Genomic DNA, 7,155 nt, shown 5'->3' on the forward strand with positions numbered 1-7,155 from the left:
ATGCCACCGACCGTGATGGTGCACGTGAACGCGACCGACCTGCTCAACGGCGTCGGGGTCGGCTGGATCGACGGCGTCGACGGGCCCATCTCAATGAAAACCATCAACCAGCTGATCGACAACGGCGGAATCCGGCCCGTTTTCTTCGGCGGCAACGGCGCCGTGCTGGCACTAGGCGACAAGATCCGCTGCTTCACCCCAATGCAACGCACAGCCATCACCGCCCGCGACGGGGGCTGCATCATCCCCGGCTGCACCTGCCCACCCCAATGGACCGAAGTGCACCCCGTGACGCCCTGGCAGCACGGCGGCCCGACCAACGTCGACAACGGGGTACTGCTGTGCTGGTACCACCACCACAACATCGACACGTCGGGGTGGCACATCCACATGACCCTGGGCATGCCCGAAGTACAAGCACCACACTGGATCGACCCCACCGGCACCTGGCGAAAACCACACCAGCACCAAGCGCACGACCCCAAAACCCGAANAAACCCGAAGACAACACGAATAGCCCAGCTCACTCGGCGTGGAGCCCATTCGGGTCGATATGAGGCATTCTCAGGTCATCTCATGGTTGCTCGCCTATGTTCGACAGGCGGCAAAAAACGATGCAAGCGCTACCTACGCCAGTCGGCAATTCGAAGCCGCTTCCGGTAGCGCCACGTCGGCAGTAAGGCATGATGTTCCACTCCACCCCCCACTCCAGCACCAGCTTCGACCCCGCCGCCGGTCCCGCCGCGGACTCACACCTCACACACCGGGAGACCGGATTGTCCCGAGTGCCGGTCTGGCTCTGGAAGGCCCTCATGACTCGCATCGGGCCCGGCGAACTGCACAAGTTCAACGCCGACCCGATCGACGACGTCGACTACCACTTCGACCTCGACTACGTGGGGGACGGCATCCGTGACCACCGGCTCGACGTTCTCGTGCCGCACGAGCACCACGACAGCGACGACGCGAGCACGACGGCGGGCCCACTGCCCGTCTACATCTACTTCCACGGCGGCGGCTGGACCTCCGGCGACAAGGCGCCGCTCACCAAGTACGCCGCCAGCCAGGCGGTCGAGGGCATGGTGGTCGTCAACGCCAACTACCGCATGGCCACCCGGTTCAAGATCGGCGACATGCTCGACGACGCCAACGACGTGCTCACCTGGGTCACGCGCAACATCCTCGTATACGGCGGCGACCCCACCCGCATCGTCATCGGAGGCGACTCGGCCGGCGGGCACATCGCGGCCCTGGTCACCGCCGCGGCCAACGACGAAGCCCTGGCCGCGCACTACAACCTCGACCTGCAGATCGAGCCCGGGCACCTGCGCGGACTCGTGCAGCACTGCAGCATCGCCGACTTCTCGGTGATGTTCGAGCGCGGATTCGTGCTCAGCCTCAACTTCCTCCGGATGTTGCTTCCCGCGCACGGCCGGGGAATGTCCCTGCGAGACGCGGCCCGATTCCTGTCCCCCATCGAGTGGCTCGACAAGGGCTTCCCGCCGGTCTTCATCACAACCTCCGAGCGAGACTACTTCTACCGGGCCAACCTCAACTTTATCCAGGCCCTGCGCAGACGGTCTATCCTGGCCGACACCGTGATCTACGGCCGGCACCGCACCAACACCCGCCACACCTGGCAGCAGGACGCCCGGCACCCCGAATCGCAGGAGGTCTACCGCCGTCTAGGTTCGTTCGTGCGCAAGGTGGCCGCTCTGCCCGCCCAGGCCACGCAGGCGCTGTCCCTGCCCGCGCTGGACGTGCCCGCGCGCGCCGAGCACGCCCTGGCCTAGCTCCCCGGCCGGCTTCTTGGCCTGCGCGTGTCTGTTCGGGCATGGTAGACAAGTTCGACACTTGCCAGGCCATTCGGGCCGCGCCACCCAGAGGAGCACACATGAGCCAGGCCGACACGTTTCCGGTGACCGGGCTCCCTAAGGCCGGACTGCCCACCCGCGCGCTCGTCGTCGGCGACCCGTTCCGGGCCGAGCAGATCTCCCACCAGCTCGAGAACGTGCGCGAGGTCGCCCACCAGCGTGAGTATCGCTCGTTCGTCGGCGACTGGAATGGCACCACCGTCGTCGTCGCCTCGCACGGCGTGGGCGCCCCCGGCGCCATCTGCCTCTTCCAGGAGCTGATGGATGCCGGCGTCGACACCATCATCAGGCTCGGCACCGCGGGCGCCCTGCTCCGCGGCATCGGCGACGGCGACCTGATCATCGCCGAGTCCTGCGTGCGCGACGACGGCGTCACCCACCAGCTGGTGCCCGAGAGCTATCCGGCCGCCGCGAGCCCCGAGGTCGTGATCGCTCTGGCCGACGCTGCCCGGCGGCACGACGCACCGCACCACCGCGGAATCGTCTGGACCCGGGCCGCCTTCTACCCGGGCATCATCGACCTCAACCAGGCGGGCTACGTCAAGCTCGGCGTGCTCGCCATCGAGATGGAACTCTCGGCGCTGCTGGTCCTCGCCTCCACCCGGGGCGTGCGTGCGGGCGGCGGTCTCGTTATCGACGGCGCCACCGCCGACGACCTCGTCGACGGCACCGGGTACGACCCACACCGCACCGTCGTGGCGGAGGGCGTCACCCGCGGCATCTCCGTCACCCTCGACGCCCTCGTCGCCCTGCCGGAGCTCGTCTGATGGCCGTCGAGCAGGTCGACCTGATCCTCACCGCGGATGCCGTGCTCACCGTCGACGCCGCGGGCACGGTCGTCGAGGCCGGCGCCGTAGCCATCCGTGCGGGGGTCATCGTCGGCGTCGGGCCGGCCACCGACCTGCTCGCCCGCTTCGACGCGGCGGAGGTGCTCGAGAGCCCCGGCTGCGTGATCGCCCCCGGCTGGGTGAACACCCACACCCACCTGGCCATGAACCTGTTCAGGGGTGCGGCCGACGACGTCACCCTCGAGGTGTTCCTCGAGCGCATGATCGGCGCCGAGTTGAGCACGCTCAGCGCCGCGACGGTCGCCGTCGGCGCCCGGGCCGGCATCGCCGAGTGCCTGGCCGGTGGCACAACAACGGCGCTGGACATGTACTGGTACCCGCGGGCCAGCCGTGCGGTCGCAGCCGAGACCGGATTCCGGCTGCTGAACGGCCCTATCTTCCTCGGCAACGAGGACCCCGAGGGCCGCGACTTCGCGGGCATGCTCGAGGAGGCCAGATCGATCCTCACCGACAACCGCACCGAGTCGCCCGACGATGACCTCTGGGTGATGCCGCATTCGGCCTACACCCTCAGCCGCGACCAATTGGGGAGCGTCAGGGAGTTGGCCGCCGAGGTCGACGCCCGCATCCACACCCACGCTTCCGAGAGCCTCGGCGAACTGGCGCTGACGGTGCAGGTCAACGGTGACCGGCCGGTCGCCGTGCTCGATGCTGCCGGGCTGCTGACCAGCCACACCGTGCTGGCCCATGCCGTGCATCTCACCGACGACGAGGTCGCCCGCATCGCCGCCAGCGGCGCCGCCGTGGCTCACTGCCCGATGTCGAACCTCAAGCTCGGCTGCGGTATCGCCCCGTTGCCCGAGTTGCTGCAGCACGGCGCCGTCGTGGGCCTGGGCACCGACGGAGCCGCCTCCGCCGGCGCCCTGGACATGTACGCCGCCGTGCGGATGGCCGCGCTGCTGCACAAGGGCACCAGCAACGACCCCACCATGATCAGCGCCGAACGCGCCGTGCGACTCGGCACCGTCGACGGTGCCCGCGCCCTCGGCCTGGCCGACGTGGGCACGATCGAGCCCGGCATGCGTGCAGACCTGCAGGTCGTGCGTGTCGACACTCTCAATACCAGCCCCGTCCGGGACCCCTGGTCGGCGCTCGCGTACACCGCCACCGCCACCGACGTGCGGCACACCGTGGCGCGGGGCCGGATCGTGCTTCGCGACCGGGTGCTGCAGACCATCGACGAGAAGTCGGCCCTGCGGGAGCTCTCGGAGGCCGCCACCCGCTAGCATCATCGGGTGCACATGTTCTTTCGAACCCTGCTTCACAGTCTGCTGTCGCGCTTCGGCCCACGCCTCGGGCGCTACGACGTCGCCCGCACGCGGTTCATCACGCTGCCCACCGACCAGGACATCCTGCGGCACATGAACAACGGCGTGTACCTGTCGATCATGGACATCGCCAGGTTCGACATGCTGCACCGCACCGGCATCTGGGCGATCTTCCAGGCCAAGGGCTGGTATCCGGTGGTGGTGGCCGAGACCATCAGCTTCCGCAAGTCACTCACCCTCGGCCAGCGGTTCACCGTGGAGTCGCGCATCCTGGGCTTCGACGAAAAGGCCGTGTACGTCGAGCAACGCTTCGTGCGGCCCGTCGAGGGCCCGGATGCTGCGCCAGGCGACGTCGAGGTGTACGCCCGCGGCTTCATCCGCGGCCGGTTCCTCAAGCGCACGGGCGGCGTGGTCACCATCGACGAACTCACCGACGCCGTCGGTGCCGTGCCCGCCGAAGTGAGCGTGCCCGACTGGCTGCTCGAGTGGAGCGCCGACGTGGCCATGCCGGCCACACGAGCGCCGGCCCCCAGCATCTGGGAGTAGTGGTTGCGGCTAGGCCAGGTCCTCGGCCACCGACGCCGGGGCGGCCTTGGGCACCAGGAGCTCCTGATAGTGGCTCTTCAGTGAGGGGTAGTACTTGCTGAACGACGGCAGCGGGTGGTGCGTGCGCGACGCGACGAGGCGATCGAGGTAGTAGTCCCAGACCGGCCCGAACGTGGCGGCCTCGGCCGGAGAGTGCAACCGCAGCCCGAAGGTCAGCACGGTCTTGCCGGATCCCCCCGTCAAATGCGCCATCACCCGCCAGGCATCCTCGCCCTCGCCGATGTCCAGCGCCAGCCGCCTCGGCTCGACGCACTCGAGAATGCTCACGTACTCCCACTGTGAATCGTTTTTCGATTCCATCCGGAACCGCACGGCCCCGGTGCTCGGTAACCCCGTGTAGGTGCCGATCCAGCCGTGCAGACCCTCTGGTTTGGTCACGGCCTCCCACACCGACTCCGGGGCCGCCGGGAAGATGCGGTCGAAGAGCAGGTAGAGCCCGTCACTCCGGTGGGCGAACCGCCCCGTGGCGTGGGCGACATCCGGCGGACCGGGCAGGGGCAGTGTGGGCATGGTGACCTCCACGTTGAGTGAAACACGAGCCTTCCCTCTGAGGCTATGCCTAGTTCGGGGCGGCCGCCAGAGTGCTCAGACGCTCTCGAGCAAGGCCATGGCGGCGTTGTGCCCACCGATACCGCTGACCCCGCCGCCGCGCCGGGCGCCGGCTCCGCAGAGCAGAATTCGCGGATGCCGGGTGGCCACGCCCCAGCGCTGGGCCGCCGTGTCCCTGGGCGCGTCATCCTCCAGGAACGGCCAGGACAGGAGCCCATGGAAGATGTCCCCGCCGGGCAGGTTGAGCGCCGCCTCGAGATCCGCGGTGGTCTTGGTCTCGATGCAGGGCAGGCCGTTGGCATCCCTCAGCAGCAGGTCCTCGATCGGTTCGGCCAGCACCGAGTTGAGCGAGGCCAGAACGGCGGCCTGCAGCTGGGCCCTGGTGGCGGCGTTGTCCTGGTGGGTGAGCCGGTCGGGGGTGTGCAGGCCGAACACGGTGAGGGTCTGGGCGCCGGCCGTCACCAGCTCGGGCGAGAGGATGCTCGGATCAGTGAGGGAGTGGCAGTAGATCTCACACGACACCAGCTCGGGGATCCGGCCGGCACTGGCCTGCCGATAGGCGGCCTCCAGCTGGCTGAGCGTCTCATTGATGTGAAAGGTGCCGCCGAACGCGGCCTCGGCTGACACCGACGCATCCAGCAGCCGGGGGAGCCGGCTCAGCAGCAGGTTCACCTTCACCTGGGCGCCCTCCGGCTTCACGGTGTCCGGTGTGCGCTCGCCGAGGAGGCCGTCCAGCACCCACGGAGCCACGTTCGCCAGCACGTGGCTCCCCACGGTGCTCTCGTCCCGGTCCTCGTGCCGGTAGCGCACCGTGCCGTCCGGATCGATACCGGTGACCTCGGCACCGGTGAGGATGCGCGCACCGGCCTGGCGGGCCACCCGCTCCAGCTCACCGGTTACCGCGCCCATGCCACCGATGGGCACGTCCCAGTCGCCGGTGCCGTTGCCGATCGAATGGTAGAGATAGCACCGGTTCGCGTCGAGCGATGCGTCGTGCACCGAGGTGAACGTGCCAATCAGGCCATCGGTGGCCACCACCCCGCGCACGAGGTCGGAGCTGAAACGCTTGTTGAGCATGTCGCCGAGCGGATGCTCGATGAGCTCGTCCCACAGGATGTCGTCACCGACAAGCCGGCGGGCCTCCGACCGGGTGGGCAACGGCTCACACACCGTGGGGAACAGCGCGCGGGCGAGGCGCCCGAGGTCGCCGCCAAGCTGCTGCCACGCGGCGAGGTCCGCCCCGGCCCCGATCCGGGCGAAGGACGCTCGCGTCGCCTCGGAGTCACCCGCATCCACCAGCAGTCCTGTGGCCGGGTTGCCTGGATCCGGTGTGTAGGACGAGTACCGTCGTCGCGCCAGCTCGATCGACAGGCCGAGTTCATTGATGATGCGCGCCGGCAGCAGGCTCACCAGGTAGGAGTAGCGGGACAGGCGGGCATCCACCCCCGTGAAGGCGGCGGCCGACACCGCCGCTCCGCCGACGTGGTCGTCCCGCTCGAGCACCAGCACGCTCTGCCCGGCCCTGGCCAGATAGGCCGCGGCGGTGAGGCCGTTGTGGCCACCTCCGACGATCACGATGTCGTGTCTGGTGTCCATGGAATGGCCCTCCTCGAGCGGCGGTGCTGGTCTGTCGACCCTATCCTCGCCGGGGCGACACGCCCGGGATGCGGATGGGATTTGCGACCCCCCCAGAATCCCCGTAATGTCATCTCTCGTCACCCCACAGGTTCGGAAAGCCGAAGAGCTACCGGCCTCAAGCGGGACCAAATCCAAGCAGAAAAGAAAGCGATTCTTCGCTTTGTACAGCTTGATGAAGTTTGCTTCGGATTCCTTTACGGGAAGCCCAGCAGACAACAAGAACACCATCGAAGTGCCCCGGAGCGACAGCCATTAGGCCTGATGTCGGGTGCGTCCGATCCTTGAGAACTCAACAGCGTGCACAATGTCAAATGCCAAAAACCTCGTGGTTTGGATCCGTTTCTAGCGGTGAAGGGCCAGGAGATTCCTTTG

6 protein-coding genes are annotated in these 7,155 nt (G+C 68.1%); 4 read left to right on the forward strand and 2 right to left on the reverse strand.

The features are described from left to right. Positions 1–686 precede the first annotated feature (686 nt). The 4 genes from E3O42_RS08960 (at position 687) to E3O42_RS08975 (ending at position 4,536) form a co-directional block, all read left to right on the forward strand. Complete coding sequence (locus E3O42_RS08960) at positions 687–1,793, forward strand: alpha/beta hydrolase (RefSeq protein ID WP_241984737.1); 1,107 nt, start codon at positions 687–689, stop codon at positions 1,791–1,793. 101 nt (positions 1,794–1,894) lie between these two features. Further along, a complete protein-coding gene (locus E3O42_RS08965) occupies positions 1,895–2,641 on the forward strand; it encodes a nucleoside phosphorylase (protein ID WP_134453614.1) in 747 nt (248 codons plus the stop codon). Next, a complete protein-coding gene (locus E3O42_RS08970; RefSeq protein ID WP_134453615.1) occupies positions 2,641–3,948 on the forward strand; it encodes an amidohydrolase family protein in 1,308 nt (435 codons plus the stop codon). The genes E3O42_RS08965 and E3O42_RS08970 overlap by 1 nt, the downstream gene beginning before the upstream one ends. A gap of 9 nt (positions 3,949–3,957) precedes the next feature. Beyond that, positions 3,958–4,536, forward strand: coding sequence for a thioesterase family protein (locus tag E3O42_RS08975; RefSeq protein ID WP_241984738.1), 579 nt, complete (start codon positions 3,958–3,960; stop codon positions 4,534–4,536). Between the two features lie 9 nt (positions 4,537–4,545). Here E3O42_RS08975 and E3O42_RS08980 read toward each other — a convergent pair whose 3' ends face one another. Then, complete coding sequence (locus tag E3O42_RS08980) at positions 4,546–5,106, reverse strand: SRPBCC domain-containing protein (protein ID WP_134453617.1); 561 nt, start codon at positions 5,104–5,106, stop codon at positions 4,546–4,548. Positions 5,107–5,181: 75 nt separating this feature from the next. Next, on the reverse strand, positions 5,182–6,741 hold the full coding sequence (locus tag E3O42_RS08985) for a phytoene desaturase family protein (RefSeq protein ID WP_134453618.1): 1,560 nt from the start codon (positions 6,739–6,741) through the stop codon (positions 5,182–5,184). Between the last annotated feature and the right edge of the window lie 414 nt (positions 6,742–7,155).

Origin of the sequence: Cryobacterium adonitolivorans (assembly GCF_004402695.1) — a bacterium.
Taxonomy (GTDB): Bacteria; Actinomycetota; Actinomycetes; order Actinomycetales; family Microbacteriaceae; genus Cryobacterium; species Cryobacterium adonitolivorans.